This window comes from Lysobacter sp. OAE881 (assembly GCF_040546665.1).
GTDB lineage: Bacteria > Pseudomonadota > Gammaproteobacteria > Xanthomonadales > Xanthomonadaceae > Lysobacter_J > Lysobacter_J soli.
Map to the genome: position 1 here is coordinate 2,404,918 of NZ_JBEPOG010000001.1, position 26,007 is coordinate 2,430,924.

A 26,007-nucleotide genomic window follows, 5' to 3' on the forward strand; every position below is an offset into this window, starting at 1 on the left:
GCGGTTGCTCCTCGACGCTGGATGCGTGAGCGGCTTCAGCCGCGGTCGGCAGGACGTGCGACGTCAGAACGCTGCAGCCACTGCGCGAATCCGAGTTCGCCCTGCCACGCTTCACCGTCGGGAACGAGCGTGTCGTCCTGCAGTTCCACGCCGAAGTACAGCGCGTGCGGATCGCCGACGACCTTGCGCGAATCCTGCGTGCTGTCGAGGAAGCGCTGCGCGAGTTCGGACAGGCGAACGCGTTCCGGCCCGGCGATGTCGGTCACGCCGTTCACCGGCGCACCAAGCGCATGGCGCGTCACCGCATCGGCGACGTCGTCGGACGCGATGGGCTGCACGTTGGCGGTGGGCAGTCGCACGACGCCGTCCTGCTCGCCGGACTTCACGATGCCCGGCAGGAACTCGAAGAACTGCGTGGAATGGATGATGGTGTACGGAATGCCCGATTCGCGGATCAGCCGTTCCTGCTCGGCCTTGCCGACGAAGTATCCGCTGCCGGACAGCTTCTGCGTGCCGACGACCGACAGCGCGATGTGGTGGCCGATGCCCGCCTTCGCTTCCGCGGCGAGCAGGTTCTGTCCGGCGGTCTGGAAGAATTTCAGCGCCGATTCGCGATCGAACGCCGGCGAGTTCGCAAGATCGACCACGACCTGCGCGCCGGCCAGTGCGGCGTCGAGGCCTTCACCGCTGAGCACGTCGATGCCGTTGGCCGGTGCGCCTACGACGACTTCATGGCCCGCCTTGCGCAGGCGCTCGACGACCTTGCTGCCGATAAGCCCGGTTCCACCGATGACGACGACTTTCATGACGACCTCCGCTAGCGGGTGAGCCGACGGGCACGAACACTGCGTCGGCGATGGTGGATGAACTTCGATGCTAGGAATCGCGTCGCCACGGCGGTAGACCTTCAGGCGGACGCAGGTTGTTGCCCTGCACGCATCAATCGCATCAGGCCGCGACTGCGCGCGATGCCTGCGTCGATTCCCAGTGCGCCATCACGTCCAGATCCAGCGCCCGCACCTGCGCGGTGATGTAATCGATGAACGCGCGGATGCGCTTGGGTTGCTGGCGTCGGCTCAGGTAGCACAGGTAATGGCCGCGATCATCCGGCGCGAACGCATCCAGGCACGTCACCAGCGCGCCGTCGCATATCGCATCGCGCACCTGGTAGGCAGGCAGCTGCGCGATGCCCTGCCCGTCCAGCGCGGCCTGCATCGCGAGCTCCGCATCGTTGAACACCAGCGTGGACGATGGCCGCAGGCTCAGCGGCTTTCCGTCCACACGGAAATCCCACGATTGCAGCCGCCCGTTCGCCAGGCGCTGGTTGATGCACGGGTGCGCGTCCAGCTCGGCGACGATCTGCGGCACACCATTGCGCCGCGCGTAATCGGGCGAAGCGCATACCAGCAGCTGCATCGGAATCAGCTGTTTCGCGATCACCTGGCTGTCTTCGAGTGCGCCGTCGCGGAACGCGATGTCGATGCGGTCGCCGGCGAGATCCAGGACGCGTTCTTCGAGCAGGAGTTCGATCGACACGGCAGGAAACTGCGCGCGGAAGCCCGCCAGCAGCGGCGCGATGACCTTGCGCCCGAAGGCGTGCGTCGCGCTGATGCGGAGCTCGCCACGCGGCGGGCCTTCGCGCAGATCGCGCATTTCCTCCAGCGCCTGCAGGATGCGTTCGACGCCCGGGCGGCAACCTTCGTAGAACAGCTCGCCCTCGCGCGTGAGCGAGGTGGAACGCGTGGTGCGCAGAAACAGTCGCGCGCCGAGCTGGCTTTCGAGTTTCTGCACGCTGCGACTCACCGCCGAGCGGCCGATGCCGAGGCGATCGGCGGCGCGTGCGAAGCTGCCTTCGCTGGCGACGGCGATGAAGGCGACCACGCCGGCGTAACTGGCCGCGAAGCTTGCGGTCAGCGCATCGCTGACGTCGGTTTGCGCGATCGCCTTGACTGCGTGCGAATCGGGTTCGGATGCGAGGCGGGCGATATTCATGACGGTCTCGTGGGAGAAGCCAGGCGCCGTGCGTGTTCGTGCGCGCAGCGGCGCGCCATCGCCAGGTGCTCGCGGCATGCCGCAGGCGGCTGGCCGAGGACGAGCGAGACATCCTCGAGGGTGGCGCCGAACACGTCGTGCAGCATGAACGCGGCGCGGGCGGTGGGAGGCAAGGCATCCAGCACGGAAAGGAATTCCGCCCAGACGCGTTCGGCCGGCGTCGGCAGGCGCTTGTCGAAAGGCAGGGGGAAATCCGCGTCCATACCCCGTAGACGTTGCAGGGCGCCCGCGTGTGACGAGGCCGTTCCGTCGCGCCATTGGTGCACCACGCGCAACACGGTGCGTCCGCGGCCATGGCTACCCCCGCCCTTCCCGACTGCCTAGCCTGACCTCGTCCCCCACACCGGTCCTTCGCCATGCGCCTGTCGCCGATCGCCTTCGCGCTGTCGTCCTTCGCAATCGTCGGCACGAGTCTTGCCGCCGAACCCGCCACCGCACCGGAACCCGTCGTCACGCCCGTGATGACCAAGGCGCTGGAGGATTACCCCGGCAAGGAAGTCACGATCCTCGAGGTCGCGTACCCGCCCGGCGGCGCCGATCCGATCCACCGCCACGACGCGCACGGCTTCGTGTACGTGCTCGAAGGCAGCATCGTGATGGGCGTGAAGGGCGGACCGGAAATCACGCTGAAGCCCGGAGAAGCCTTCCACGAAGGCCCGCGCGACCTTCACACCGTCGGCCGCAACGCAAGCAAGACCGAGCCGGCGAAGTTCGTCGTCTTCCTGCTCAAGGACGTGGGCAAGCCGCCGGTCCTTCCGCCCAAGTGACCGCGCCGCGCTGTCATCCCGGCGCCGACGCGCTGTGCCACACTCGGGGTTCCGATCCGTTCGAGCGCGCGATGGACGACGCCACCGCCACCTTCGGTCGCCTGCAACCGCGCCTGCTCGGCGTGGCATACCGGATGCTCGGATCGATGGCCGAAGCCGAGGACGTGGTGCAGGACGTGTGGCTGCGCTGGCACGACACGGACACCGGTCGCGTCGACAACGCCGAAGCCTGGCTGGTCGCGTCCACCACGCGGCGTGCGATCGACAAGCTTCGGCTCGCGCGCACGCATCGCGAGCATTACGTCGGCATCTGGCTGCCCGAACCGGTACTCACCGATTTCGACGGCGCATCGCCAACGCCGGAACAGGTGGAGGAAGCGGCGAGCGACCTGTCGATCGCCTTCCTCACGGTGCTCGAACGCCTGGCGCCCGACGCGCGCGCGGCCTTCCTGCTGCACGAGGTATTCGACGCCGATTACGCGCAGATCGCGGAGGTCGTCGGCAAGTCCGAGGCCGCGTGCCGTCAGATCGTGCATCGCGCGAAGGCGCAGCTGCGCGACGAGCGCCCGCGCTACCACGTGCCCGACGACGTGCATCGCCGGCTGATGCAGCGCTTCCTCGACGCGGTCGCCAGCGGCGATTTCAGCGGCATGAAGGCGTTGATGGCCGAGTCCGCGGTGCTGGTCGGCGACGGCGGCGGCGTGGTCACGAGTTTCCCGAAGCCGATGGTCGGTGGCGATCGCATCGCCGCGCTGCTCTACGCCGCGCGACTGCGTTTCAAGGAAGGCCTGCGCCACGAACTGGCGCTGGTCAACGGCCGCATGGGATTGCTGCGCTACATACAGGGCGAACTGGAATCGGTGATGTCGTTCGAAACCGACGGCGAGCGCATCGTCAACGTCTTCGTGCAACGCAATCCCGAGAAACTGCGGCTGGTTTCGGCGCATCACGTATTGCGATTGCAGTAAGCGGGCCACCTTCATCACAGCGCGGCGGCGACCCCGGCGCGCATCAGGATCCATGTTGTTGCTGCTCCACCCGATGCTCCACCCCTCCCCCACCCGAGGACCACCGACATGAGCTACATCACCACGCAGGACGGCACCCAGATCTTCTACAAGGACTGGGGCACCGGCCAGCCCATCGTCTTCCACCACGGCTGGCCGCTGTGCGGCGACGATTGGGACACGCAGATGCTGTACTTCCTCGCGCAGGGGTATCGCGTGATCGCGCACGATCGCCGTGGTCACGGGCGTTCGACGCAGACCGCCACCGGCAACGAGATGGACACCTACGCCGCCGACGTCGCCGCGCTCGCGAAGGAACTCGACCTGCGCGACGCGATCCACATCGGCCATTCCACCGGCGGCGGCGAAGCGGCGCGCTATGTCGCAAAGCACGGCAAGGGCCGCGTTGCGAAACTGGTGCTGATCGGCGCGGTGCCGCCGGTCATGGTGAAGTCCGCTAGCAATCCCGGCGGCCTGGACAAGTCGGTGTTCGACGGACTTCGCGATGGATTTGCCGCCGATCGCGCGGGCTTCTACTGGGACTTCCCCATTCCGTTCTACGGCTACAACCGCAATGGCGCGAAGCTGTCGGAAGCGGTCCGCCAGAACTGGTGGCGCCAGGGCATGATGGGCGGCGCGAAGCCGCAGTACGACTGCATCGCCGCGTTTTCCGAAACCGACTTCACCGAAGACCTCAAGAGCATCGAAGTGCCCACGCTGGTGATGCACGGCGACGACGACCAGATCGTGCCGATCGACGATTCGGCGCGCCTCTCGGCCAAGTTGCTGCGCAACGCGACGCTGAAGGTGTATCCGGGCTTCCCGCATGGCATGTGCACGACGCACGCCGACACGATCAACCCGGATCTGCTGGCCTTCATCCGCAGCTGATCCACGCTTGATCGGGCCAACGGTGCGCCGGCGTTCGCGTCGGCGCACCTCGCAAACATTCCAACGCGGGAAAGGCTGCGCCGTTCAGGCATTCAGCCACGTCGTAACAAAAGTGGCGTAGGGTCGTACATCCCCGTCGAACCGGGAGTGCGCCATGCACGAGCTGCCCGTCACCGATAGCCAGCGGTCGTTCCTCGAGGATCTCGGACGCACCGCACGCGCCCATCTGTCGCACCTGGACTGGGATGAAGTCGAGCCGCACCTGCGGCTGGGCTGGTACTCCAGCGTCCTGTCCAACGATCTGGACTGGGGCCACGTGGAGGCGATCGCGCACGAGAGCTGGGCGCGGGATCCGTTCTGAGCGGGCAGGGCTCCGGGGAGGCGCCGTCGCGGCGGATGCGCTATATAGCGCCCTATATCCCGCCCGCCAGGAGCCCCCGATGTCCGCCTGGATCCGCCGTGCCGCGCTGTGCGCGCTGGCGCTTGCCCTCTCCTTCCCCGCGCTCGCCGAACAGCCGGTCCGCGTGTTCGCCGCCGCCAGCCTGACCAACGCACTCAACGACATCGCCACCGAATGGCAGAAGGCCGGCCACGCGAAGCCGAGCCTCGCCTTCGCGGCGTCTTCGGCGCTCGCAAAGCAGATCGAGGCCGGCGCGCCCGCCGACGTCTTCGCCTCGGCCGATGTCACCTGGATGGATTACCTCGACCAGCGCGGGAAGCTGCAACCCGGCACTCGAGCCAACGTCGTCGGAAATTCACTCGTCTTGATCGTGCCGCAGGGCCGTCGCGTTCCCGTGACCATGAAGCGCGGCTTCGACCTGGCCGGCGCGTTCAATGGAAAGCTGTGCACCGGTGAGCCCGACGTGGTCCCGGTCGGCATCTACGCGCGCGAAGCGCTGCAGCACCTTGGCTGGTGGACCGCGCTGCAAGGTCGCGTCGTCGGCACCGACGACGTACGCACGGCGCTGGCGTTCGTCGAACGCGGCGAATGCCCGCTCGGCATCGTCTATGCGACCGACGCGAAGATCAGCCGGAAGGTCGAAGTCCTCGCGACGTTCCCCGCCGACACGCACAAGCCCATCGTCTACCCGATCGCCGCCGTGCGCGGTGCACGCCCCGAAACCGCGGCGTTCCTGCAGTTCGTGAAGACGTCGAAGACGGCGGCGCACATCTTCGCGAAGTATGGATTCACCACCGGAACGCGCTGACGATGTGGCTGTCGCCTGAAGAATGGGATGCGCTGGCACTGTCAGCGAAGGTTGCGCTGTGCGCGACGGCCGCATGCCTGCCGTTCGGCATCGCGCTGAGCTGGCTGCTCGAACGCCGCCAGTTCGCCGGCAAGGTGTGGATCGACACACTCGTGCAGTTGCCGATGGTGCTGCCGCCCGTGGTGCCGGGCTATCTGCTGCTGTTGCTGCTGGGCACGCAGGGGCCGCTGGGTGCGTGGCTGCTTGCGACGTTCGGCATCACGATCGCCTTCACGTGGAAGGGCGCGGTGATCGCGTCGGCGGTGATGGCGTTTCCGCTGATGGTGCAGCCCATCCGGCTCGCGATCCGCCTCATCGATCCCCGACTCGAGAAGGCCGCGGCGACGCTCGGCGCCAGGCCGTGGGACACGTTCTTCAGCGTGACGCTGCCGCTATCGGCACCGGGCCTGATCGCCGGCTGCATCCTGTGCTTCTCGCGCAGCCTGGGCGAATTCGGCGCGACGATGGCCTTCGTCGGCAACATCCCGGGGGAAACGCGTACGTTGCCGCTGGCGATCTACAGCCTCACGCACGTGCCCGATGGCGAAGCGGCGGCGTTGCGCCTGTCGCTGCTGTCCATCGCGCTCGCCGTGGCCGCGTTGCTGGTCAGCCGCTGGATCAGCCTGCGCGCCGAACGCCGGCTCGGTTACCTCGACCGGGGGCCGCATGCTGAGCTTTGACCTCCGGTTTGCGCGCGGCGATTTCGTGCTCGACGCCGTGGCCGACGTCGGCGGTGGCGTGACCGGCGTATACGGGCCGTCGGGGTCGGGCAAGAGCACGCTGCTGGCGTTGCTCGCCGGATTGCTGGCGCCGTCCAACGGCCGCGTGCGGCTGGGCGACCGCGTGCTGGTCGATACCGATGCGCGCCGCTTCGTGCCCGCGTGGGATCGCCACGTCGGCCTGGTGTTCCAGGACGGCCAGCTGTTCCCGCACCTGACCGTTCGCCAGAACCTGCTGTTCGGGCACGCGCGCATTTCCGCCGCGATGCGCCGCTTCGACCTGTCCGGCGTGGCGGAACTGCTGGAAATCACGCCGCTGCTCGATCGCCGCCCGACGCTGCTGTCCGGCGGCGAACGCCAGCGCGTGGCGCTCGGCCGCGCCCTGCTCTATTCGCCGCAGTTGCTGCTGCTCGACGAACCGCTGTCCTCGCTGGACGACCGCCTCAAGCAGCAGATCCTGCCGTTCCTCAAGCGCATCAAGGACGAAACGCGCCTGCCCATGCTCTACGTCACCCATGCGCACAGCGAGCTGGACTACCTCGCCGATCGCGTGCTCGGCATGGAACGCGGCCGGTTGCAGCCGGCGGTCACGGAGTGACGGCGAGGATCACGCTCGATGCCTTGAACAGCGCGGTCGCCGATTTTCCTTCGGCGAGCGCGAGGCGTTCAGCGGACGCGTTGGTGACGATGGCGGCGATCGAATTGCCGCCATCCACGTCGATCACCACTTCCGTATTCACCGCGCCGCGGTCGATGCGGGCGACGGTGCCCGCCAGCTGGTTGCGCGCGGAGAGTTTCACGCCCTCGAGGTCAGTGCCGACGATGACGCTGGACGCCTTCACCAGCGCGATTGCCTTCGTGCCGATCGCCAGCCCCATGCTCGCCGTGCTCTCGTGCGTGACGATGGCGAAGATGCGCCCGCCGCCGCCCAGTTCGAGTTCCACTTCATCGTTCACGGCGCCATGCGTGATGCGCGCGATGCGGCCGGCCAGATGGTTGCGGGCGCTGGTGAGCATGGCGAACCTCCCGATGATGTCCAGATCGCGTCCGGCGTGCGCGATGCGCTCGTTGAGCATCTCCACGAAGCGCGCGTTCTGCGCTTCGACTTCGCGCCACGTCGCGACGAGGCGTTCGCCGTCCGGCGTCAGTCGCGTCCCGCCACCGCCCTTTCCGCCGACGACGCGTTCGACGAGCGGAGCATCGGCAAGGTTGTTCATCGCGTCCACCGCATCCCACGCGGCCTTGTAACTCAGGCCGACACTGCGCGCGGCGGCGGCGATCGACGCCTCGCTGCCGATGGCCGTCAGCAACTCCATCCAGCGGCGGCTGCCGAAGGTGCCGTGCCTGGCTTCGACGGTGAGCGAGCTCTGGATGCGCATTCGACGGTTCGCCTGGCCGGACCGGCGCACTGTAGCGCAACGGCTGGTTACACTCGCCGGGTCGCGGACGATGGGAGCTCGCATGAAGCTGATGATCGCAGGCTCCACCGGTCTGGTCGGGCGCCATGCATTGCAGCTCGCCCTCGCGCATCCGGGCATCGCACAGGTCGTGGCGCCCGTTCGCAGGCCGGCGGAACCGCACCCGAAGCTCCTCGCGCCCGTCGTCGATTTCGACGCGCTGCCGCCGGATGCGTCCTGGTGGAACGTCGACGCGGTCGTCTGCGCGCTCGGCACCACCATCAAGGTCGCGGGCTCGCAGGACGCCTTCCGCCGCGTCGATCACGATTACCCGCTCGCGGTCGCGCGCCTTGCGCACGCGCACGGCGCATCGACCTTCGTGCTGAATTCGGCGATGGGCGCCGACGCCGGATCGTCCATCTTCTACAGCCGCGTGAAGGGCGAAGTGGAACGCGACCTCGCCGCGCTGGGCTTCGCCTCGCTGACCTTAGTTCGACCGGGCCTGATCGGCGGCGAACGCGACGAGTTCCGCGCCGGCGAACGCGTGGCGACCATCGTCCTGCGCGCGTTGCATCCGCTGCTGCCGCGCCGCTGGCGGATCAATCCCGCGGAGCGCATCGCGCAGGCCATGATCGACGCCGCGGTGCGCGCCGCGCCGGGACGACACGTGATCGCGTCCGACGCGTTGACCTGACGCATCACCGCCGCCTAACCCGTTGCGGGCGAAGCTGTCGCTCCCCCACTGGCGACGACACCGCAATGAAGATCCTGATGGTGCTTACCTCGCACGACCGCCTCGGCGACACCGGCGAGAAAACCGGCTTCTGGCTGGAGGAATTCGCCGCGCCGTACTACGTGTTCACCGATGCGGGCGCGCAGGTGACCGTGGCCTCGCCCAAGGGCGGGCAGCCGCCGATCGATCCCAAGAGCGACGATCCTTCGAACCAGACGCCCGCGCAGGACCGCTTCAAGGCCGACGCGAAAACGCAGGCCGTGCTTGCCAACACGAAGCGGCTCGATTCGCTGTCCGCCGACGAGTTCGACGCGGTCTTCTACCCCGGCGGGCACGGCCCGTTGTGGGATCTCGCCGAGGATCCCGCGTCGATCCGGCTGATCGAAACGTTCTACGAGTCCGGAAAGCCGGTCGCCGCCGTCTGCCATGCGCCCGGCGTGCTGCGGCACGTGAAGCACGAAGGCGAGCCGCTGGTGAAAGGCAAGCGCGTCACCGGCTTCACCAACTCCGAGGAGGAAGCGGTGAAGCTGACGAAGGTGGTGCCGTTCCTGGTCGAGGACGAACTCAAGCGCCTGGGCGGCAAGTACGAGAAGGCCGGCGACTGGCAGAGCTTCGCGATCGTCGACGGACGGCTGGTAACGGGCCAGAACCCGGCGTCGTCGGAAGCAACGGCGGAGGCGTTGCTGAAGCTGCTGCGTTGACATCCTGAAGTCGTCATTCCCGCCAGGGCGAACATCCGCGCCCGCATGCGTCGCGTCTTACGGCATGCGTGATACGAGCATGGATGAAGCCCCGCCTGCGCGGGGGCGACGACGATCGAACTCCGATCACGCAAAAGAAAGGGCGGCCTTCGCCGCCCTTTCTGCATTGCACCTGATCGCCTGGATCAGAAGTGGATCGACAAACGCGCCGTGGCCTGGTGGTCGCGGGCTTCGTCGGCGTACTGGCCTTCGTAACCCAGTTCCAGCAGCGTGCGCGGGCTCAGCCATGCGGCCACGCCCACTTCGGCGACCGCGGCGTCTTCGGCCAGCGGCGCACCGGCGACGGCGAAATCGCCACCGCTGGTCCAGCCCATGCGGGCTTCCGACGCCACGTCGCCCGACGCGTGGCGCCAGCCCAGGCCGCCGCGCAGGTTGAACCAGCCGTTGCCGGTGCCGGCGCTGGTCAGCGACAGCTCGCCGCGAACGCCCAGCGTGGAGACGTCCAGCGTCGTCTTCTCCTTCGCCGCGTCCAGCGCGAAGCTGCCGCCGGTTTCGGAGAACGCATCGCTGCGCGTCTCGACGCGGGCGAACTGCAGGTACGGCATCAGCGAACCGTGTGTGCCTTCGATGCTGTAACCGCCCTCGACGTAGGCCTGTCGGGTCTGCGCGTCGTAGTCGGCGACCAGTCGCTGGCTCACGCCCGGCAGGTTCACCGAACGTGTGCTGTCGATCGAATGCTCCGCCACGCCGACGCCACCGCGCACGCCGAACGCGCCCCAGCTGCGATCGGCATACAGGCCGAAGTGCAGCGTGTCGGTATCGCCGTTGGACGCGCGCGCGGCCACGTCGATGTCGGTGCGCTCGCTGCCGGCCATCGCGCCGACCTGCCAACCGCCGTCGAAGCGATGCTCGGCGCCGATCAGTACGCCGCTTCCGTTGTAGTCGGCCGCCGCGGCATTGCCGTCGCCGTTGAGCGAACCGCCCGCGGCCATCACCTGCGCCCACACGGCGTCGCCCGGCTGCTGCGTGCGTTCGACCGGCGAACGGCCGCCGCGCATGCGATCCAGTGCAGCGTCGCGGACACGACGGGCGTCGTCGGCCAGCGCGCTGCGCGCGGTGGCGTGGAACTCGCCATCGAGCAGTTCGAGCGCGGACGCCGCGCCGGCCACATCCAGGCCCATCAGGCTGTCCTGCAGGCGCGCCGCATCGCCGCTCGTGCGCACGCCCGAAACGGTACGCACCGCGTCGATGGCGCCGCCCACCGCGGCCGTGTTCTGCGTGCCCATCGCTGCTGCGTAGCTCTCCGGCGTCACCGCCAGCACGACTGCATTGGCTTCGTAGCGCACGTCGAAGCGGCTGTTGGCCGGCAGTCCGGCGTTCGGCTGCACGAGCCCGTCGTACGAACCCTCCACTCCGCCTTCTGCGCGCACGAGGGCGAACGTGTCGCCGATGCTCGGCGCGAACGTGTTGGTCGCATCGCCCGTGATGCCGCGCAGTCGCGGCTGCAGCTCGCCGGCGGCGGTGTAGACGCTGCCGGCGCCGACCAGCGTCAGCGTGTCGAAGTGGCCCGCGCCGTTGCCGGCGGTGCGCCCGTCAATGTCGGCCACGAACGTGCTGCCGGCGTGCTGCACGACGTCGCCCGCCACCACCAGCGCGCCCGGCGAGTTGCCCGGCGACAGGATGCCCCTGACGTCCATCGCGCCTTCGACGCGGCCTGAACCGCTGGCCGTGCCGTCGGCATACACCCACACGTTGCCGGCGAAGGTGCTGTTGAACGCGAGGTCGCCCTGCTCGATGCACGCGCCGATGGCGTTGGAACCGCCGCCGCGCATGTCCAGGCGCCCCCCGCCGGACTTGATCAGGCAAGCGTTGCCGGCCACGTTGCCGCTCAGCGTGACCTGCGCATTGCCCGTCGTTTCGAAGCGCGCGTTCTCGCCGGTGACGTGCACGTTCTGGGTGACGTTCATGCCCGAGAGCGCGCTGAACTTGCCGTCCTGGCCGATGTAGATGTCGCCGCCCACCGCGCCCGCCGCCTCCTGCGAGGTCACGGCGATCGAGCCGCCCTGCACCTGCATCAGCACGGCCGAATTGCGGCCCGACAGCGTCAGCACGCCGCCGCCCAGCTTCTGCACGATGCCGGCGCCGGAGATCTCGCCGGCCATGGTGATGTCGAAACCGTTGGTGTCGAACACCGCCGAACGCGTGTTGTCGACGTAGATCTCGTGCGAGATCGTCATCGCATCCAGCGGACGCAGCGTGGTGTTGTCGGCGATGGTGACCACGCTGCCGGCGCGGCCGAGTGCGGCGTCGGAGTCGAACTCCACCGCACCGCCCTTCACGTTGATGCCGTCCTGCGTGTTGTCGCCCTTCAGCGTGAGCGTGCCGGCACCGATCTTGTTGAGCGCGCCATCGCCCGACAGGTTGCCGTTGAAGGTGACGTCGTGGCCGGCGGTATCGACGATGGAGTTCGGCGAGGTCAGCGCGAAATCGTTGTCGCTGGTGAAGCCCCCGGTGGTCTGCAACGTGCCGCTGCCGATCGACACCGTGCCGCCGCCGAGGTTCGCGTCGCTTTCCACCTGCAGCGTGCCGCCGTTGACGGTGAGGCCGCCGGTGAAGGTGTTCTCGCCGCTGAGCGACTGCGTGCCGCCCGCGATCGTGATGCCGCCCCTGCCGCCGATGGTGCCGGCGAAGTCGCCGTCCGCGTCGATCAGCACCAGGCCGTTGTCGCCGAGGTCGACGTCGCCTTCGCCGGTGAGCGAACGCACGTCGATGTCTCCGTCGGCGTGTCCGATGTCGAACGTGCCATCGGCGATCACGTCGGAGTTCGCGACGCAGCCCTGCCCCGCGACCGCCAGCGTCGAACCGGCACGGATCACCGTGCTGCCGCTGTACGTATTGCAGCCGCTCAGCGTTTGCGTGCCGGCTTCGATCGTGACGCCGCCGTTGCCGCCGATCGTGCCGCCGAAGTTGCCGTGCGCGTCGGTCAGTACCAGGTCGTTGCCACCGAGCGCGACCTCGCCCGTGGCGGAACCGGTGAGCGACTTCACGTCGACGTCGCCGTTCGCGCCTTCGATGCCGAAGATGCCGTTGTTGACGACATCGGAACCTCCGATGCTGCCGTCGCCCGAGAGCGCCAGCGTCGCGCCATCGTCGATGGTCGTCGTGCCGGTGTAGGTGTTCTCGCCGCTCAGCGTCTGCGAGCCGCCTTCGACGGTGACGCCACCATTGCCGCCGATGGTGCCGCCGAAATCGCCGTGCGAGGCCGTCAGCACCAGGCCGTTGTCGCCGAGCGCGACATCGCCCGTGCTGGAACCGGTGAGCGACTTCACGTTGACGTCGCCGTTCGCGCCTTCGATGTCGAAGGCGCCGTGATTGATCACATCGGAACCTCCGATGCTGCCGTCGCCCGTCAGCGCCAGCGTCGCGCCATCGTCGACGGTCGTCGTGCCGGTGTAGGTGTTTTCGCCGGTGAGCGTGACCGAACCGCCGTTGCCGCCGTTGGTGACCGTGAGGTGGCCCGCCGTCCCGACCGCCGCATCGGAGATGACGCCGCTGAAGGTGGCGTCGTGTCCGTTCTGGTCGATGGTGCCGCCATCGCCGTCGATGGTGAAGTCGAGATCCACGTCGGTGCCGTCGGCGTCCACCACCAGCGTTCCGCCTTCGAATGCGCCATCGCTGGCGCCTTCGAGCTCGCTGGTGTCCATGGTGTCGTCGATGACGGCCGTGGTCGGAATGCCAGGCGTCGTCGGAGCGCCGCTACCCGGGTTGGGGGCGACAGGGCCGAACGGTACGCCGTGGTCGAACGTCAGGCCGGGCGCCTGGTCGATGAGCAGCACCGGGCTGTTGATGTCGTCATCGATGTTGAAGGTGAAGAAGCCCAGGCGGTAGGTGCCCGCCGTCGACACCGAGTACGTGGCCACCTGCCAGCCCGTCGCGCCGTAGCTGCCCGTCGAGTAGCTGCCCGTGCCCAGGTTGGTCGCGCCCAGCAAGGCGAACTGCGCGTTCTGGTTGTTCACCACGCCCAGGGCGAACGGGTCGTTCACGTTGACCAACGAGGTGAGGGAGCCGTCGTTGTACGGCTGGTAGTCGGTGGATACGTACTGCCACGCCATCGTGAACGAATCGCCGGCCTCCAGCACGAGGTCCTGGTACAGCCACGCCGCGTTGGTCAGGTCGCCGAGCTCGCGCCCCATCATCGATGCGACGTCCTGCTGGCTTTCGGAAGTCAGGCCGAGTGCGTTCATGCCGGCCACGACGTTGTTCGATTGCGGCCCGGCCTGAAGCGACGCCATGTACGAGCCATACGGCGTCACCGTCCACTCGTGCGTGTTGGGTTCGGCACCGGCCTCGGAATAGAAGTCGATCATGCCGGTCACCACCGAGGCGCCGACGCCGTTCGAATCATAGGACGTGGAGTTCTGCGTGCCCGTGCCGCCGCCCGCGGTCCAGCCAGCGAGCGTGCCGTCCTCGAAACTCACGTTGGCGACGTCCGCTGCGGCGAACGCACTGAACGGCACGAACATCAGCGCCGCAAGCACCGCCGCGCGCACTCGCGTCATCGCGGGCGCGTTGATGGTCGAGGACGAGCTCGCGCTCTTCACGCGACCGCGGACGAGTTCCGACGCGACGACCCAGAGGTTGAGCGCACGATTCCATACAACGCGAAAAACATGATTCATTCAGGTGCGGCTCCCCACCGCCGGATAGTTGGACTGTCGGACGGGCACACGGGCGCGACCACCGCGTCGCGTAGAGCGACGCGGCGAAGGTTTGTGCAACGGGTGTGCCAGTCGAAGCGATCCGCTTCGGAGCCAGGAAGGCCCAGGCTCAGTCAAGTTAACGTCATTACGACGCCATACTTGATCGCGCTCACAGTTTTTCTGTCTCAACGACCGTATTCGGCAAAGTTGCGGCCGCGAGACGCGCTACGACGGGTTGCGGTGATCCGGACGCGTGAATTGCGCCCCCGTCGCAACACGGGCTCTTGTTGCGGGACGGATGAGCCCGTCGTTCATGAAGGCAGCGAGCTGTGATTGGCGCGGTCCGTCGTCGGTTCGCCCTCCAACACGTCGGCCCACTGCGACGCGCGTTCCTGCCTTTGTATCGAACTGTGTCGGCGCGTTCGTCAGGCACATTCGCCGACAAAACCCGGGCCCACCCGACACGTGCGCGATACCGCGCGGCCTCGGAATGGCGCCACCGGAAACCACCGGCCCACCTTCCCCCACGAGGACATCGCCATGACCCATTCCCTCCAGACCGTCGTCTACACCGCGCACACGCACGTCACCGGCGGTCGCGCCGGCACCGGCCGCTCCAGCGACGGCGCCATCGACGTCGCGCTGAGCACGCCCGGCTCGAACAAGCCCGGCACCAATCCCGAGCAGCTGTTCGGCATCGGCTGGTCGGCGTGCTTCATCGGCGCGCTCGGTTTCGCCGCGCAGGAACTGAAGGTGAAGCTGCCGGCCGACACGGCGGTCGATGCGGAGGTCAACCTCGGCAAGACGGCCGCCGGCGAATACCAGCTCGCCGTGAAGCTCGACGTCAAACTTCCCGGCATCGACGAGGCCACGCGCCGGCAGCTGGTCGAGAAGGCGCATCAGACCTGCCCGTACTCGCGCATGACGCGCGGCGACGTGGACGTCGAGATCGTGACCTGATCACGCAGCCGCCGCTGCAACGCTCCGCCGCCGCGCGTGCGCTTCGCCACGCCGGCGGCACATCCCTACAGGAGTCGCCCATGTTCAAGTCGATCCTCGCGGCCTTCGCGCTGTCGCTGTCGCTGCTCGCCGGCTGTGCGCCGGGCGCGCAGGCCGAGCCGGCGCGCGGGACGCCCGCACCGGAGTTCACCGGCATCGCCCACTGGCTCAACGCGCCGCCGCAGACCATGGCGGGGCTCAAGGGCAAGGTCGTCCTCGTGGAGTTCTGGACCTACTCGTGCATCAATTGCATCCACGTGCAGCCGTACGTGAAGCAGTGGCACGACCGTTACCACGACGAGGGACTCGTAGTGATCGGCGTGCACACGCCCGAGTACGACGAGGAGCGCAGCACGGCCAACGTGCGTCGCGCGATCGAGCGCTTCGGCATCGCCTACCCCGTCGCGCAGGACAACGACTACGCGACGTGGAACGCCTACGGCAACCGCTTCTGGCCGGCGATGTACCTGGTCGATCGCGACGGCCGCATCGTCCATCGCCATTACGGCGAAGGCGATTACGACGGCATGGAGCAGCGCATCCGCCAGCTGCTGGCCACCGCGCCAGCCGCGCACTGACCGCCAGCGGGCGGTGGCACAATCCGGCCATCGCCCCACCCACCACGAGCGCCCCATGGAACACGCAGACCACATCCTCGTCGTGGACGACGATCGCGAGATCCGCCAGATGGTGGCCGACTACCTGCGGAAGAACGGCCTGCGCGCGAGCGAGGCCGCCGACGGGCGCGAGATGCGCGCCGTGCTCGACACGCACGCCATCGACCTGATCGTGATGGACGTGATGATGCCCGGCGAGGACGGCCTCACCCTCACACGCAACCTGCGCGCCGGCAAGCATCGCGCCATCCCCGTGGTGATGCTGACCGCGCGCGAGGACCAGACCGACCGCATCATCGGCCTGGAAATGGGCGCCGACGACTACGTCACCAAGCCGTTCGCCGCGCGCGAGTTGCTGGCGCGAATCAAGGCGGTGATCCGTCGCACGCGCATGTTGCCGCCGAACCTGCAGGTGACCGAAGCGGCGCAGATGCTCGCCTTCGGCCGCTGGCGCCTGGACACCACCGCGCGCCACCTGCTCGATCCGGAAGGCACGGTGGTGGCGCTCAGCGGCGCGGAATTCCGCCTGCTGCGCGTGTTCCTCGACCATCCCAATCGCGTGCTCAACCGCGACCAGCTGCTCAACCTCACGCAGGGCCGCGACGCCGAACTGTTCGACCGCTCGATCGACCTGCTCGTCAGCCGCCTGCGCCAGCGCCTGCAGGACGATGCGCGCGAGCAGAGCTACATCAAGACCGTTCGCAGCGAAGGCTATGTCTTCAGCGCGACGGTGACGATCGTGGGCGAGGACGGATGAGCACACCGACTGCTCGTGGCGTCACGCGCTGGCTGCCGCGCACGATGGCCTCGCGCCTGTACGCGCTGCTGGCCGGCGGGCTGTTGCTCGCGCACGCGCTCTCGTTCGGGCTGCTGTTCTACGAGCGCTACGAAGCCGCCTCGTCGATGCTCATGACCAACCTGGAGCAGGACGTGGTCGTCGCGGTGAACCTGCTCGATCGCCTGCCCGCGAACGAACGCGCCGACTGGCTGCCGATGCTGCAACGGCGCACGTTCCGCTACTCGCTGGACGAAGCCGCATTCGACGCGGAGCCGAACGCGAAACTCGACGGCGCGACCTCGCGCGAGATGGCGGGCATGATCGAAAGCGCGCTGGGACCGCGCTGGTCGACGCAGGCGCGGCAAATTTCGCGCGATCCGGAACGTTTCCAGGTCAAGGTGCGCCTGCACGACGGCAGCGCAGTGGTCGTCGACGTGCAGCCTTCGGTGATGCCGCTGGCGAAGTGGCTTCCGTACGTGCTGGTCCTGCAGCTGATCGTGCTGCTGCTGTGCGCCTGGGCCGCGGTGCGACTGGCGACGCGACCGCTCGCACGGCTCGCGCAGGCCGCGGAAAAGGTGCGGCCCGACGGCGACGGCGAGCGCCTTCCCGACGGCGGGCCGACCGAAGTCGCGCAGGCGGTGGGCGCCTTCAACGCCATGCAGGACCGGATCGCGCGCTACATGAAGGAGCGGCTGCAGATCCTCGCGTCGATCTCGCACGACCTGCAGACGCCGATAACGCGCATGAAGCTGCGCGCCGAATCGATGGACGAGGTGCCCGAGCGGGCGAAGATGCTCGACGACCTCGACCAGATGCAGCACCTGGTACGCGAGGGCATCGCCTATGCACGCAGCGCGCACGGCAACAACGAGCCAGCGGTGCGCGTGGACCTGGACGCGTTCATCGATAGCCTGGTGCTCGATTACCTCGACACCGGTCGGCCAGTGAGCCTGCAGGGCCGCATCGGCACTCCAGTCGTCACGCGCCCGCATGCCTTGCGACGCGTGGTCGCCAACCTCATCGACAACGCGCTCAAGTACGCCGGCTCGGCGGACGTCGAACTGGAGAGCCGCCCCGACGCGCTCGTGATCCGGGTCGGCGATCGCGGCCCGGGCATTCCGGAATCGGAACTGCCGCGCGTGATGGAGCCGTTCTATCGCCTCGAAGCCTCGCGCAACCGCGATACCGGCGGCACCGGGCTGGGACTGGCGATCGCGCAGCAGCTTGCGGCATCGATCGGCGCGACGCTCACGCTGCGGAACCGCGAGGGCGGCGGCCTGGCCGCCGAGGTGCGACTGCCGCGCGCGTGAACCATCGCGCGCGTCAGCCTTCCTGTGGCAGCACCTGCAATGTCTCCGGTTCGCGCGGCTTGCGCTTCGACGGGAACCACAGCGCGATCGACGCCGCGCCGAGCCCCACCGCCATCGAGCCGATGTACATCCAGGTGTAGCTGCCGTAGCGGTCGAACAGCCAGCCGCCCAGTAGCGGACCGAGCGCCATCCCCAATGCCGACAACATGCCCGCCGCGCCGAGCACCAGGCCGAGGATCTGCGGGCTGAACGCTTCGCGCGCGAGCGACGCGTACAGCGGCATCGTGCCGCCGTAGGCCATGCCGAACACGATCGCCACCGCGTAGAAGCCGTTCAACTGGCTCACGCTCAGGTACGAGACCGCGGCGACCGCCTGGATCAGCAGCCCCGCGACCAGGACCGGCTTCGCGCCGAGCCGGTCGGCCATCAGTCCGAACAGGATGCGTCCGCCCAGTCCGGCCGCGCCTTCCATGCTGTAGATCGTCACCGCGGTCGTCACCGCGAGGCCGCAACCGACGGCATAGCTCACGGTGTGGAAGATCGGCCCCGAATGCGCGGCGCAGCAGGCGAAGTACGTCACCGCCAGCACGATGAAGGCGCGCGAGCGCAGCGCCTGCCCCGCGTTCGCGACCGTCGCGTCGGCGGTGGTGCCGGGCGACGCCGGTTCCGGGATCGGCGACGCGCGCACGAACCATACGGCAGGCAATGTCAGCGCCCACGCGACGAAACCGACGATGAGCAGCGTCTGCCGCCAGTCGTAATGACTGACCAGCCACGCGACCAGTGGCGACATCGTCATCGGCGCGACACCCACACCCGCCGACACCAGCGAGATCGCGATGTTGCGTCGCTTCTCGAACGACGAGGCCGTGGCGGCGATCACCGGTGCGAAGAAGCTCGACACCGCCACGCCCATCAGCACGCCGTAGGTCAGCCGGAACTGCCACAACGTCGCCGAGCGGCTCGCCAGCACGCACGCCAGGCCCAGCAGCAGCGAGCCCACCAGCACGACCTTGCGCGGGCCGATGCGGTCGCTGAGTGCGCCCCAGACGAAGCCGCCAACGCCCATGCTCAGGAATGCGAGCGTCATCGCGCTCGACAACGCCCCGCGCGACCAGCCGGTGGCGGCACTCATCGGGCCAAGCAGCACGGCCAGCGCGAAGATCACGCCTACGCCGACGCAGCCCAATACGGCACCGGATGCAACCAGCGGCCAGTTGCGGTCCGGCGGATAGGAAGCTGCGGCGATGCGGTTCATGCGGTGGATCTCCGGGGGCTCATCAAGGGGACGAACCAGGGACGCGGGATTCGACATTGCCGGCGGACCGCGCCCGGATCCTCAAAGGCGCGCTCCGGGCGATGCAGAAGCGAACGGCATCTCGTTCATTCATGTCGGAAGCATTCCGACATCGTTCGGGCCTGCGATCACCCATCGCGAAGATGAGCGTATCGCGCGCTCGGACGCACGCGCGCTCGTCGAAATGCGCGCATTCGCATACGTCGCCGTGGCGGTCGACGCGCGTATACACCGCGAATGTGTCGTTCAGGTTTCCATGCTTTAGCGAGCTGTGCCAATGCCGTTAACCAGATCGAAGCGCATCCGCGATTCGTCCGCCCTCCTCCCTACGAGCCGTTGCCATGAGTGGATTCAAGAACCTTTCCATCGCCAGAAAGTTGGCGGTGGCTTTCACCGCCTTGATCGCGCTTGCCGCGCTGCTGGGCGGTTACGCAATGCTGCAGTTGCAGGCACGCAACGCGCAGATCGCCGAAATCAACTCGAACTGGGTGCCGTCGGTGCGCTACCTGCTGGGTATGCGCGGACAGTTGGGCGAATACCGGACATACGAGATCTCGCAGTTCCAGTTCAAGGACGACCCGGCCGAACTGGCCGACTACGCGAAGCGGATGGACAAGCTCCGGGGCGAGATGAACGACTCGTTGTCTTCGTACGAGAAGCTGATCGACGGTGACGAAGAGCAGGCCCGCTACAAGGCGTTGACCGCAGGCATGGCGGGGTACTTCGCCGCGCACGAGAAGCTGATGGCAGCGGTTGCAGCCAATGATTTCGTCGAAGCCGGCCGTGTCTCCAACGAAGAATCGCGTCCCATGCGCCGCAAGCTCTTCGAGGCGCTGATGGAGCTGACGGACTTCAACGTGAAGGGACTGAACGCGATGGTCGCGCAGTCCGACGCCGCCTACCGGAGAACGCAGCTGCAGCTCACCGTGGGCATCGGTCTTCTTGTCGTGCTGGGTGCCGTGTTCGGGTTCTTTCTTGCCCGCGCCATCTCCCGCCCGCTGCAGCGTGCCACCGGCGTCGCGCAGAGCATCGCCGCCGGCCGCATCGACGAGCGCATCGTGGTGGACAGCACGGACGAAGCCGGCCAGCTGTTGCGCAGCATGAGCCAGATGCAGTCGACGCTGCAGCGCTTCGCTCAGGCCCAGGGCGAGATCGCGCGCCGCCATGACGAAGGCGACATCGACTTCCGCATCGACAACCGCGAGCTTCCGGGCGCGTACGGCCAGATGGCCGGTGAGATCAATGCGCTGGTGGACTCGCACATCCAGCTCAACGCCCGTGCGGTCGGAATCGTCGCGGCGTATGCGCGCGGCGACCTGTCGCAGGACATGGACCGCCTGCCGGCGCAGAAGGCGCGCATCACCGATGCCGTCGACTCGGTCAAGCACGGCATGAACGCCATCAACGCCGAGATCAAGACGCTCGTGGACGCGGCCGTCGCCGGCGACTTCGGCCGCCGCGGCGACGCGAGCCGCTTCGAGTTCGTGTATCGCGACGTGGTCAACTCGCTGAACCAGCTGATGTCGACGGCCGACAACGGCCTCAACGAAGTCGGCAGCCTGTTGTCGGCCGTGGCCGATGGCGACCTCAACCGTCGCGTCGAAGTCGAACTGCCGGGCCAGTTCGGCCGCCTCGCCAACGACGCGAACCGCACGGTGGACAAGCTGTCCGACATCGTCGGCCAGATCCGCGAGGGCTCGGATGCGATCAGCTCGGCCGCCGCGGAAATCGCCGCCGGCAACAACGACCTGTCGCAGCGCACCGAATCGCAGGCCGCATCGCTGGAAGAAACTGCTTCGTCGATGGAGGAACTCACCAGCACGGTCCGCCAGAACGCCGACAACGCACGCCAGGCCAACCAGCTGGCGCAGAACGCGGCGGAAGTCGCCGGACAGGGCGGTACCGTCGTGGGCGAAGTCGTCGAAACGATGAACGCCATCAACCAGTCGTCGAAGAAGATCGCCGACATCATCGGCGTGATCGACGGCATCGCCTTCCAGACGAACATCCTGGCACTGAACGCAGCGGTGGAAGCCGCACGTGCCGGTGAGCAGGGCCGAGGCTTTGCCGTCGTCGCCAGCGAAGTGCGCTCGCTCGCGCAGCGCTCGGCGAACGCGGCGAAGGAGATCAAGCAGCTGATCGGCGATTCGGTGGCGAAGGTCGAGGAAGGCAGCCAGCTCGTCGACCAGGCCGGCAGGACGATGGAGGACATCGTCGTGAGCGTGCGCAAGGTGACGGACATCATCGCCGACATCAGCGCCGCCTCGCAGGAGCAGTCGGCCGGCATCGAGCAGATCAACCAGGCCATCACGCAGATGGACGAAGGCACGCAGCAGAACGCCGCGTTGGTGGAGGAAGCCTCCGCCGCCGCGCGCAGCCTGGAACAGCAGTCCGAGCAACTGGTGCAGACCGTCGCGGTGTTCCGCGTCGCCAACGGCGCGAACACCGCCCGCACCTCGCGTCCGGCGGTCGTCGATCTGTCTGCCGCTCCCCGTGCGGCCGTCGCCAAGGCGCCGGTCAAGACGGTTGCGTCCCGACCGGTCGCCGCGCCGCGCAAGGCCGTCCGTGGTGCCGTCGCAGCCGCGACCGACTCGGACTGGCAGGAATTCTGATCCGGCGGACTCGCTGGCGAGCTCGTAGTTCCGTGCGCGCCCACAGACCGCGGGCGTTGCACTTCCCTTCTCTCCAGGCGCCGCGATCGCGGCGCTGCTTCCACCGGTTCCCCGATGCCGCAACTTCTCACCCGACGCCTGTCGGCCGCGCTGGCCGCCGTCGTACTCCCCTTCTGCGCCCATGCCGGCGCGGTGTCCTTCAAGCCGACCGGCGTCGTCTACTACGACGGCGTGGACGCGCATCCCGACGTCAAGCCGTTCGAGGACGTCGACAAGGTGCGCTCCGGACGCCTGGGTTTCGTCGCCAAGGCCGGCGAGCGGTGGCAGCTCAACGTCGAGCACGAGTTCACCGATCGCTCCACGCCCGACGCCTTCCTCCAGTTCACGCCTGCCAAGGGCCACGCGCTGCGCCTGGGCCAGTTCAAGCAGCCGTTCCTGATGGAAGACGCGACCAGCGCACGCCAGACGCCCTTGATGGAAGCCTCGCTGCTCGGTGCGTTCGCGCTCGGTCGCCGCATCGGCCTGGGCTACGCATGGTCGGACGCGAACCACGCCGTCAACGCGACCGTGTTCGGCCAGCGGCTGGACGGCAAGAACGAAGGCATCGGTGCCGCGGTACGCGCCTCGCGCGCGTTGCATTTCGGCGACGCCCTGCTGCACTTCGGTGTCGGCGCCTCGGTGGATTCGCCGGACAGCGAGACCGCACGCTTCTCCAGCAAGCCCGAGGCGGCGCTGGCGACGTCGAGCCTGGTGGACACGGGCACGCTCGGCGACGTCCAGCGCACGACCCGCGCCGGGCTGGAAGCGTTGTGGATCGGCGGCCCCTGGTCGGTGCAGGCCGAAGCCGCGGCCGTGCAATCGCACCGCGACGACGCGGCGGACGTGCGCGGCACCGGCGGTTACGCACTCGCCAGTTGGTCCCCCTCCGGACACCAACGCAACTACAAGGCCGGCACGGCGAGTTCGCCGACGATCGGCAAGGACGTGGCGTGGGAGCTGGTCGTGCGCTACAGCGTCCTCGACCTCGATTCGGCCGCGTCGCAGGGCGGCGTGCAGTCCGACTGGAACGTCGGCGCGACCTGCTACCTGACGTCCTACGCGCGCCTGATGGCGAACTACGTCGTGGCCGACAGCCGGCGTCGTGGCGTAAACGACGACCCGCGCCTGTTCCTGATGCGCGTGCAGTTGCAGTTCTGACGTCATCGACATGCGTTGCGGACCTGCTCGTCCAGGCGGCTGAGCAGGTCGAAGGTCCGCTTGAGGCCGACGCGTTCGAGCGTGCGATCGCGATTGGTCTTCGCTGCCTCACAGGCCGACGGCTTCACTGCATTGCGCGCGATGTGCGCACTGCCCGTCCGCGTGAAACGTGGTTCGGACGCGTGCCGCTCCGGATTCGCTACTGACTGATGCAACCGCGACGGCGGATCCGGCGGCGCGTCCCATCGCGCCGCCTCGCGTGCGCCGTGCTCGCAGGGCGCACTCTGGTAGCTGACCACGCCGCCCGCTGCCACGCACTTGTAGACGTTCTGCGCATCTGCGTGCGTACACGACAGCGCGATGACGCATCCGAACATCGTTCTCCAAGACATCCCTGCCCGCCCTTCGTTGACGGAGACAGGCTACGGACGCCAACAGTCGCGCTGTATCGGAAAACACGCCGTTTAGCCGGGCCCGGGCACGCGATTGCCCGTCGGAGTTCGCCGCGCCGCAACGTCAGACGGCGTTGACCCGCGTCTGGCACTCGAGCACGAGCATGACCGCGCCGTTGGGCACGCACATCGACGGGCTGCTATCGAGCACCAGCGCACGCCCGCCCGCGAACACGCGCGTGCTGCCCTGCAACCATTGGCCACCGGTGCAGCGCAGCGCCTCGGCCGGTGCCGGCAGGTTGCAGTGGGCGATTTCGTAAGGCGCGGCGACGGTTACCACAGGATGGCCCTGCAGCGTGACGCGCGAGTACGGCACCGTCGGCACGGCGGGGCCGCCGTGCGAGCACGTCACGCTTGCGCCGAGATGCAGGATCAGGCCGCCCACGTCACACAACCGTCAGCGCGCCATCGTTGATCGTCACCATCGAGCCGGCCAGCACGATGCTCGCGCCGCGTCCGTTGCTGATGGTGATGCCCGCTTCGTTCACTGCGATGCACGCGCCGGTATGCGACCGAAGCAGCACGCCGCCGTCGGGGCCCGGCATGTCCGACACCGTCAGCGCGTTGCGCCCCGGCGTCTGCAGCAGCACGGCCGGCGCGACCGCCTGTCCTGCGTGGGCGAACGACGGAAGCTCCGCCGCATCCACCCAGTAGCCGCCGACCCAGATCGGCAGTTCGGCGTCGCCCTGTTCGAACTCTACCCACACCGGCGCGCCCACCGGTGGCAGCAGGAACAATCCGCTCTGGTGGCCGGCGACCGGCACGCACGGCATCGCCCAGCGTGCATCGCCATCGAACACACGAGGCACCTGCACGAGCACGCGGCCCAGTTGCAGGGGATCGATGTTGTCGACGACGACGCCGCGGAACTTCCCGTACTGGCGCTGCGGCGCGGGCTTGCTCGTGTGCGGCATCGGCCGTTTCCTGGGCGTGGGGTCCCCTGTGTTCTTTCGAACGTGAACGGCCGCGGGCGCAGGCCACGGCTTGCCGCTCGTCGGAACATTCAACCCGTTGGTTGACAATCGAACCGGCCACGCGGATATTCAACCATATGGTTGAATCTAACTCCGATCGGCTCGACGCCGTCTTCCGCGCCCTCGCCGACCCGACGCGACGCGCCATGGTCCGCAACCTCGCGCGCCAGCCGCGCAGCGTGGGCGAACTGGCCGAACCGTTCGAGATCTCGCTGGCCGCGGCTTCAAAGCACATCAAGGTGCTCGAAGGCGCCGGCCTGGTGCAGCGCGACGTGCAGGGCCGCACGCACGTATGCCGGCTCGATGCCCGGCCGCTGCACGCCGGCATGGAATGGATGCGGCACTACGAACAGTTCTGGAACCAGCGCCTCGGCGCGCTCGAGGACCTGCTCCGCGCCGAGGATCGCGACGACGCCACGCGCAAGCCGCCGCGCAAACCCGCCGCCAAACCCGCGCGATCGAACCGGAGCAAGCGATGAACCCGCCCGTCACCGTGCGCGTGAGCCGCCGCCTCGATGCCAGTTGCGAACGCGTGTTCGACGCGTGGCTCGATCCGGCGACGCTCGGCCGCTGGCTGTATGCGACGGCGGACGGAAAGATGCTGCGCGTGGACGTCGATCCGCGCGTCGGCGGCGGCTACGCCATCGTCGAACGCCGTGCGAACGGCGACGCCGCGCACTACGGGCGATACCTGGAAATCGATCGGCCGCATCGCCTGGTACTGACGCTCGCGCTGGAGCCCGACTCGGTAGGCGATCGCATCACGGTCGACATCGCGCCCGACGGCGACGGCTGCGTGCTCACGCTTACCCACGAAATGGCGGCCGAGTACGCGGAGTACGCGGACCGCACCGAACACGGCTGGACGACGATCCTCGCATCGCTCGAACGGCACCTGCACACCGCTTCCCCCACGTGAAGGAGCACCACCCATGAACGACTTCGGCATCGTCACCGCGCCCGACACCGTGCGCATCGAACGTCTCCTGCCCGGCCCGATCGAACGCGTCTGGGCCTACCTCACCGAATCGGAAAAGCGCGGCACCTGGCTCGCGCGCGGCGCCATGGACCTGCGTCCCGGCGGCGCGATGGAACTGGTCTTCCACAACAACCGCCTCACCGACAACGACGTCGCGCCGCCGGCGAAGTACGAGAAGTACGGTGGCGAACTTCGTTCGCACGGCCACGTGGTCGAATGCGATCCGCCGCGGCTGCTGGTATTCACCTGGGACGAGGAGGCCGGCGGCGATTCGCAGGTGCGCATGGAGCTCGCCCCGAAAGGCGACCAGGTGCAGCTGATCGTCACGCATAGCCGCCTGGCGAGCCGCGAAGGCATGGTCAGCGTGTCGGGCGGCTGGCACACGCACCTGGGCATCCTCGCCGACCGCCTGGCCGGACGTACGCCCGAGGGCTTCTGGAAGACGCTCGCGCCGATCAATGCGGAGTACGAGAAGCGCATTCCTGCGTAATGCAGGAAACTGTCATCCCCGCGTAGGCGGGGATCCAGCTCTGCGCGCATCACGCTCTACGGAGGCGTTGATGCGCTCACGGTTGGAT

The 26,007-nt window shown here is 68.0% G+C and carries 27 protein-coding genes; 18 read left to right on the forward strand and 9 right to left on the reverse strand.

The features are described from left to right. Positions 1-35: 35 nt before the first annotated feature. From ABIE51_RS11075 to ABIE51_RS11085, 3 genes are all read right to left on the reverse strand, one after another. Positions 36-806, reverse strand: a complete 771-nt coding sequence (locus ABIE51_RS11075) for an SDR family oxidoreductase (protein ID WP_192630780.1) — start codon at positions 804-806, stop codon at positions 36-38. Between the two features lie 142 nt (positions 807-948). Continuing rightward, positions 949-1,992: a LysR family transcriptional regulator gene (locus ABIE51_RS11080; protein WP_192630781.1), complete on the reverse strand. Its 1,044-nt coding sequence runs from the start codon at positions 1,990-1,992 to the stop codon at positions 949-951. Continuing rightward, positions 1,989-2,255 (reverse strand): sigma factor-like helix-turn-helix DNA-binding protein, encoded by a 267-nt coding sequence (locus ABIE51_RS11085; RefSeq protein WP_192630782.1) that lies wholly within the window; start codon positions 2,253-2,255, stop codon positions 1,989-1,991. The genes ABIE51_RS11080 and ABIE51_RS11085 overlap by 4 nt, the downstream gene beginning before the upstream one ends. Before the next feature lie 153 nt (positions 2,256-2,408). Between ABIE51_RS11085 and ABIE51_RS11090 the strand changes: the two genes are divergently transcribed. The 7 genes from ABIE51_RS11090 (at position 2,409) to ABIE51_RS11120 (ending at position 7,281) form a co-directional block, all read left to right on the forward strand. Continuing rightward, the gene (locus tag ABIE51_RS11090) at positions 2,409-2,819 is read left to right on the forward strand and encodes a cupin domain-containing protein (RefSeq protein WP_192630783.1); all 411 of its coding nucleotides are present in this window, start codon (positions 2,409-2,411) and stop codon (positions 2,817-2,819) included. 71 nt (positions 2,820-2,890) lie between these two features. Next, positions 2,891-3,787, forward strand: a complete 897-nt coding sequence (locus ABIE51_RS11095; protein WP_115842313.1) for an RNA polymerase sigma-70 factor — start codon at positions 2,891-2,893, stop codon at positions 3,785-3,787. Between the two features lie 108 nt (positions 3,788-3,895). Then, a complete protein-coding gene (locus tag ABIE51_RS11100) occupies positions 3,896-4,717 on the forward strand; it encodes an alpha/beta fold hydrolase (RefSeq protein ID WP_192630784.1) in 822 nt (273 codons plus the stop codon). A gap of 154 nt (positions 4,718-4,871) precedes the next feature. Then, on the forward strand, positions 4,872-5,078 hold the full coding sequence (locus ABIE51_RS11105) for a hypothetical protein (RefSeq protein WP_115842315.1): 207 nt from the start codon (positions 4,872-4,874) through the stop codon (positions 5,076-5,078). Positions 5,079-5,157: 79 nt separating this feature from the next. Beyond that, on the forward strand, positions 5,158-5,925 hold the full coding sequence (modA, locus tag ABIE51_RS11110; RefSeq protein WP_192630785.1) for a molybdate ABC transporter substrate-binding protein: 768 nt from the start codon (positions 5,158-5,160) through the stop codon (positions 5,923-5,925). 2 nt (positions 5,926-5,927) lie between these two features. After that, positions 5,928-6,644, forward strand: coding sequence for a molybdate ABC transporter permease subunit (gene modB / locus ABIE51_RS11115; protein ID WP_192630786.1), 717 nt, complete (start codon positions 5,928-5,930; stop codon positions 6,642-6,644). Beyond that, a complete protein-coding gene (locus ABIE51_RS11120) occupies positions 6,631-7,281 on the forward strand; it encodes an ATP-binding cassette domain-containing protein (protein WP_192630787.1) in 651 nt (216 codons plus the stop codon). The genes modB and ABIE51_RS11120 overlap by 14 nt, the downstream gene beginning before the upstream one ends. Here the strand turns inward: ABIE51_RS11120 and ABIE51_RS11125 are convergent. After that, the gene (locus ABIE51_RS11125) at positions 7,271-8,062 is read right to left on the reverse strand and encodes a TOBE domain-containing protein (RefSeq protein ID WP_192630788.1); all 792 of its coding nucleotides are present in this window, start codon (positions 8,060-8,062) and stop codon (positions 7,271-7,273) included. The genes ABIE51_RS11120 and ABIE51_RS11125 overlap by 11 nt on opposite strands. A gap of 82 nt (positions 8,063-8,144) precedes the next feature. Here ABIE51_RS11125 and ABIE51_RS11130 point away from each other — a divergent pair, with 82 nt between their 5' ends. Next, a complete protein-coding gene (locus ABIE51_RS11130; RefSeq protein ID WP_192630789.1) occupies positions 8,145-8,774 on the forward strand; it encodes an NAD(P)H-binding protein in 630 nt (209 codons plus the stop codon). Between the two features lie 65 nt (positions 8,775-8,839). Further along, positions 8,840-9,514, forward strand: coding sequence for a type 1 glutamine amidotransferase domain-containing protein (locus tag ABIE51_RS11135; RefSeq protein ID WP_192630790.1), 675 nt, complete (start codon positions 8,840-8,842; stop codon positions 9,512-9,514). 185 nt (positions 9,515-9,699) lie between these two features. On the opposite strand, the gene ABIE51_RS11140 is transcribed toward ABIE51_RS11135, so the two are convergent. Next, positions 9,700-14,193, reverse strand: coding sequence for an autotransporter domain-containing protein (locus ABIE51_RS11140; protein ID WP_192630791.1), 4,494 nt, complete (start codon positions 14,191-14,193; stop codon positions 9,700-9,702). 561 nt (positions 14,194-14,754) lie between these two features. Here ABIE51_RS11140 and ABIE51_RS11145 point away from each other — a divergent pair. From ABIE51_RS11145 to ABIE51_RS11160, 4 genes are all read left to right on the forward strand, one after another. Next, positions 14,755-15,174: an organic hydroperoxide resistance protein gene (locus ABIE51_RS11145; protein ID WP_115842321.1), complete on the forward strand. Its 420-nt coding sequence runs from the start codon at positions 14,755-14,757 to the stop codon at positions 15,172-15,174. An 80-nt stretch (positions 15,175-15,254) separates the two neighbouring features. Further along, a complete protein-coding gene (locus ABIE51_RS11150; protein ID WP_192630792.1) occupies positions 15,255-15,791 on the forward strand; it encodes a thioredoxin family protein in 537 nt (178 codons plus the stop codon). A gap of 55 nt (positions 15,792-15,846) precedes the next feature. After that, on the forward strand, positions 15,847-16,587 hold the full coding sequence (locus tag ABIE51_RS11155) for a response regulator (RefSeq protein WP_115842323.1): 741 nt from the start codon (positions 15,847-15,849) through the stop codon (positions 16,585-16,587). Continuing rightward, positions 16,584-17,918, forward strand: a complete 1,335-nt coding sequence (locus ABIE51_RS11160) for a sensor histidine kinase (RefSeq protein ID WP_192630793.1) — start codon at positions 16,584-16,586, stop codon at positions 17,916-17,918. The genes ABIE51_RS11155 and ABIE51_RS11160 overlap by 4 nt, the downstream gene beginning before the upstream one ends. Before the next feature lie 13 nt (positions 17,919-17,931). Here the strand turns inward: ABIE51_RS11160 and ABIE51_RS11165 are convergent, their stop codons facing one another. Then, on the reverse strand, positions 17,932-19,176 hold the full coding sequence (locus ABIE51_RS11165) for an MFS transporter (protein WP_192630794.1): 1,245 nt from the start codon (positions 19,174-19,176) through the stop codon (positions 17,932-17,934). A gap of 380 nt (positions 19,177-19,556) precedes the next feature. On the opposite strand from ABIE51_RS11165, the gene ABIE51_RS11170 reads away from it, so the two are divergent. Together ABIE51_RS11170 and ABIE51_RS11175 are read left to right on the forward strand one after the other, a co-directional pair. Continuing rightward, the gene (locus ABIE51_RS11170) at positions 19,557-21,827 is read left to right on the forward strand and encodes a methyl-accepting chemotaxis protein (RefSeq protein ID WP_192630795.1); all 2,271 of its coding nucleotides are present in this window, start codon (positions 19,557-19,559) and stop codon (positions 21,825-21,827) included. Between the two features lie 114 nt (positions 21,828-21,941). Then, positions 21,942-23,024: an OprO/OprP family phosphate-selective porin gene (locus tag ABIE51_RS11175; protein ID WP_192630796.1), complete on the forward strand. Its 1,083-nt coding sequence runs from the start codon at positions 21,942-21,944 to the stop codon at positions 23,022-23,024. A gap of 2 nt (positions 23,025-23,026) precedes the next feature. Here ABIE51_RS11175 and ABIE51_RS11180 read toward each other — a convergent pair whose 3' ends face one another. The 3 genes from ABIE51_RS11180 to ABIE51_RS11190 form a co-directional block, all read right to left on the reverse strand. Further along, positions 23,027-23,401 carry a DUF4124 domain-containing protein gene (locus ABIE51_RS11180; protein ID WP_192630797.1) on the reverse strand — a complete coding sequence of 125 codons (375 nt, stop codon included), beginning with the start codon at positions 23,399-23,401 and terminating at the stop codon, positions 23,027-23,029. 139 nt (positions 23,402-23,540) lie between these two features. Then, positions 23,541-23,861 (reverse strand): hypothetical protein, encoded by a 321-nt coding sequence (locus ABIE51_RS11185; protein ID WP_115842329.1) that lies wholly within the window; start codon positions 23,859-23,861, stop codon positions 23,541-23,543. Position 23,862: 1 nt separating this feature from the next. After that, positions 23,863-24,390, reverse strand: a complete 528-nt coding sequence (locus tag ABIE51_RS11190) for a phage baseplate assembly protein V (RefSeq protein ID WP_115842330.1) — start codon at positions 24,388-24,390, stop codon at positions 23,863-23,865. 137 nt (positions 24,391-24,527) lie between these two features. Between ABIE51_RS11190 and ABIE51_RS11195 the strand changes: the two genes are divergently transcribed. Genes ABIE51_RS11195 through ABIE51_RS11205 form a run of 3 tightly spaced genes read left to right on the forward strand, consistent with a single transcriptional unit; the run spans position 24,528 to position 25,919 of the window. Then, positions 24,528-24,929: an ArsR/SmtB family transcription factor gene (locus tag ABIE51_RS11195; protein WP_192630798.1), complete on the forward strand. Its 402-nt coding sequence runs from the start codon at positions 24,528-24,530 to the stop codon at positions 24,927-24,929. Continuing rightward, positions 24,926-25,369 carry an SRPBCC family protein gene (locus tag ABIE51_RS11200; protein ID WP_192630799.1) on the forward strand — a complete coding sequence of 148 codons (444 nt, stop codon included), beginning with the start codon at positions 24,926-24,928 and terminating at the stop codon, positions 25,367-25,369. Before ABIE51_RS11195 ends, ABIE51_RS11200 begins: the two co-directional genes overlap by 4 nt. A gap of 13 nt (positions 25,370-25,382) precedes the next feature. Beyond that, positions 25,383-25,919, forward strand: a complete 537-nt coding sequence (locus tag ABIE51_RS11205; RefSeq protein ID WP_192630800.1) for an SRPBCC family protein — start codon at positions 25,383-25,385, stop codon at positions 25,917-25,919. Positions 25,920-26,007: the final 88 nt, after the last annotated feature.